Source organism: Symbiopectobacterium sp. (genome assembly GCF_051710365.1).
In the GTDB taxonomy this organism is placed as follows: domain Bacteria; phylum Pseudomonadota; class Gammaproteobacteria; order Enterobacterales; family Enterobacteriaceae; genus Symbiopectobacterium.
In genome coordinates, this window is the sequence record NZ_JBPETA010000256.1 from 1 (window position 1) to 3,494 (window position 3,494).

The window sequence follows — 3,494 nt, forward strand, 5'->3', positions numbered from 1 at the left end:
AAGGTTACGGATGGTAACGTGGGGAGTACTCATGCTGATTGGTCTGCAAAAAGCAGTAATAAATTCAGAACTTCAGAATACCGTCAAGTCCCGAAAAAAGAAAAATCAGGTGCGGAATGACGGATATGCAACTCTATGCGAAAAAATTCGCCGCGCTACATGTCACTGGATTGTGGTGAATCAGCTTCTTCCTGGTGGCGCTGTCCGGGATTGCGCTGTTTTTCCCCACGCTGCAATGGCTGACGCAGACCTTCGGTACGCCGCAGATGGGACGCATCATGCACCCGTTCTTCGGCATTCTGATCGTGGTTTGTCTGGTGCCGATGTTCTTCCGTTTTGTGAGCCACAATATTCCGAAGCGCCGTGACCTTCCCTAGTTCCTGTATATCGTTGAGGTTCTGAAAGGCAATGAACATAACGTCGCGGATGTGGGCAAATACAACCCAGGCCAGAAAATGATGTTCTGGAGCATCATGGGGTTGACTCTGTTGTTGCTGATTACCGGCATCATCATGTGGCGGCCTTACTTTGCTCATCTGTTCCCGATCGATATCGTACGTTACGCCATTCTGGTTCACGCGGCGGCAGCTATCGTGTTGATCCACGCCATCCTGATTCATATGTACATGGCGTTCTGGGTACGTGGTTCCATCAAGGGCATGATCGAAGGCAAAGTTTCTGCCAAGTGGGCGCGTAAGCACCACCCGCGTTGGGCGCGTCAGGTGCTTAACGAAGAAGAAGAGAAAAAGTAAATCTCAATCTCGTCGTTCCCGCGCAAGCGGGAACCTCTTTTATCAGGCCTGTCATTCCCGCGCCTTCTCACGTCATTCCCGCGCAGGCGGGAATCTCTTACAGACGAAACGCATTACTTCTGCCAGAGGTCCCCGGCCTTCGCCGGGGATGACGAAAAATGAAGCCACGATTCCTGCACGACTCAATCAAGCGCCAACACACTCACCCACATCGGCCCCTGCCCTACCGCATAGCGCGCCAATGGTTGCAGCTTTCCACTTTCCTGATCGATGCGATACACCTCAATGTGCTGGGACTTCTGTCCAGCAGAAATCACAAACTCACCCCGGTGATCGATGTTGAAACCGCGCGGTTGCATCTCCGTTGGTTGATGTCCCACCAGCGTCAAGGTACTGCCATCTTCGGACACCTGGAAAATACTTAACAGGCTGGCGGTACGATCGCTGCAATAAAGGAAACGACCATCTGGCGTCAAATGAATATCCGCAGCCCAGCGGGTATCCGCAAAGCCCTGCGGCATGGCATCCAGCGACTGCACAGTGCGCGCTGTGCCCGCCATCGAGTGCAACTCAATCACGTCAACCGTACTGTTCAACTCATTCACACAGTAGGCAAAACGCTGATTGGGGTGAAAATCCATATGCCGTGGGCCTGCGCCATCCACTGCATGGAGGTCTGCTTGCGCCGCAACGGACAGCTCACCCTCAGCAGAAACGTCATACAAACGAATGCGATCTTCTTTCAAACACGGTGCCCACAGCACTCGGTTTTGAGGGTCGATATTACTCGAGTGGCAGCCTGACAGCCCATCCAGTTGTTGAATCGGCTCCCCCACAATGCCTTCGGCATCAATCGGGCTGACGCTCAACGTTTCTCCGCTATAGGATGCGCTAAACAGGAAACGCCCTTGGCGGTCAGTGGACAAATGTGTCGGACTTCCCGGCAACGAGGCAGAACCAACCTGCGTCAGCAAACCTTGTTCATCGATACGGTAACTGATGGCCGAGAACGTCGGGCGTACCCCAACGTAAAGATGCTGTTTGTTGGGTGCTATCACCGTCGGCTGCACCTGACCCGGCGCATCGACAACCTGTAACAACGTGAGCTGCCCCGAAGACGCCAACTGCCAGACGTGAATCTGCTGGCTTTCCGGACTGGCGATATAGACCACTTGCTGCATGCTTTTCTCCTTGGTTTGTCGCATTTTGCGCCATGCCACTTAGGGGTGTAACATTATGGGCATTAACGCAATTCTAGACTCTCTTAATAGGACCGCTATGACGTATCGTATCATTGCTCTTGATTTGGATGGCACATTGCTGGACAAACAAAAGAAAATTTTACCGGAGTCCCTCACTGCACTGGCGCTAGCGCGCCAACAGGGTGTCAAAGTGGTGATCGCCACGGGGCGGCACCATTCCGCGATTCATCCGTTCTATCAGGCGCTGGATCTGGATACACCGGCGATTTGCTGCAATGGCACCTATCTGTACGATTATCAGAATAAACAGACATCGCAGGTCAATCCATTGACAGCGACACAGGCTAAAAGCGTGCTGACCTTGTTAGGCGAATATGGCATTCACGGTCTGATGTACGCCGATGACGGCATGCTGTATCAAGAACCCACCGGCCATGTGATTCGCACTCAGGCATGGGATGAACCCCTGCCTCCACACCAGCGCCCCGCCTTCCTTCACGTTGACAACCTGCTGAACGCAGCCGATCGGGTGCAAAATATCTGGAAATTTGCCCTTTCGCATTCGGATACGCAAGCATTAGACAACTTTGCCAATCGGGTCATGGACGAGTTTGGCCTGACCTGCGAGTGGTCCTGGCAGGATCAGGTTGACGTTGCCCAAAGCGGGAATAATAAAGGCAAGCTGCTGCGTGAGTGGGTCACGTCTCAGGGCTATGACATGAGCGAGGTGTTGGCCTTTGGCGATAACTTCAATGACATCAGTATGCTCGAAGCCGCAGGACTCGGCGTTGCCATGGGCAACAGTGATGACGCCGTTAAAGCGCACGCCGATCTGGTTATCGGACACAATGAAGAACCGGCTATTGCGCAGTTAATCCGCCAGCGCGTGTTGCAATAGTGTCATCCTCAGCCACGTTCTTAGTCATCCTCGGCGCAAGCAGGGGATCTCTGGCAGAATAAACGCGTTTCGTCTGTAAGAGATTCCCACCTGCGCGGGAATGACGTGAGAAGGCGTGGGCGTGGGGATGACGTGAGGGGTCGTGGGAATGACTTGGAAAGGACAAGGATAACGTGCATGGCACATACAGAAAGCCCTACGCCGTAATCGACACGCTTTTGATCTGCGCATACAGCCACATATCCGCACGCAGTCTCAGATCATCGCGCGCCCAAGGTGAAATCCGCGCCCAGAGGATTTGTCCCCCCACCGACAGCTTCACGTCGACCTGTTCATCGACATCAATGCATTCCAACACCTTAGCGGGCAACACGTTACGAATACTGCTCGCCGTTGGCGGTTGCAACACCAAAGAGACATCGACCGCGTTGACACGAATACGCAGCGGCGTTTTCAACGGCATGGAAACCCGATTCACCCACAGTCGTTGCTCGCCCAGCGACAGTGCAGTCATGTGTACTAGGCTGTGTCCCTTAATTGCGTAACCGGTGGTAAAACACGCGGATGCAGCCCAGTTTCACCATTGCTAGATAGTTTCTTGCCGTTTTTTCATAACGTGTGGCGATCCGTCGATATTCCTTT

General features: G+C 53.3%; 2 protein-coding genes and 3 pseudogenes. 2 read left to right on the forward strand and 3 right to left on the reverse strand.

The window, feature by feature from the left end; all coding sequences use genetic code 11:
- The first annotated feature begins 145 nt into the window (after positions 1–145).
- A pseudogene (gene fdnI, locus ACTBDZ_RS16105) lies at positions 146–752 on the forward strand (formate dehydrogenase-N subunit gamma).
- 182 nt (positions 753–934) lie between these two features.
- On the opposite strand, the gene pgl reads toward fdnI, so the two are convergent.
- Complete coding sequence (gene pgl / locus ACTBDZ_RS16110; protein ID WP_438816060.1) at positions 935–1,933, reverse strand: 6-phosphogluconolactonase; 999 nt, start codon at positions 1,931–1,933, stop codon at positions 935–937.
- A 97-nt stretch (positions 1,934–2,030) separates the two neighbouring features.
- On the opposite strand from pgl, the gene ACTBDZ_RS16115 reads away from it, so the two are divergent.
- The gene (locus ACTBDZ_RS16115) at positions 2,031–2,852 is read left to right on the forward strand and encodes a pyridoxal phosphatase (RefSeq protein ID WP_438816061.1); all 822 of its coding nucleotides are present in this window, start codon (positions 2,031–2,033) and stop codon (positions 2,850–2,852) included.
- Between the two features lie 196 nt (positions 2,853–3,048).
- On the opposite strand, the pseudogene ACTBDZ_RS16120 reads toward ACTBDZ_RS16115, so the two are convergent.
- Together ACTBDZ_RS16120 and ACTBDZ_RS16125 are read right to left on the reverse strand one after the other, a co-directional pair.
- Positions 3,049–3,372: pseudogene (locus ACTBDZ_RS16120) on the reverse strand (TOBE domain-containing protein); the annotation flags it as partial.
- A gap of 13 nt (positions 3,373–3,385) precedes the next feature.
- Positions 3,386–3,494 (reverse strand): annotated as a pseudogene (locus ACTBDZ_RS16125) (IS5 family transposase); the annotation flags it as partial.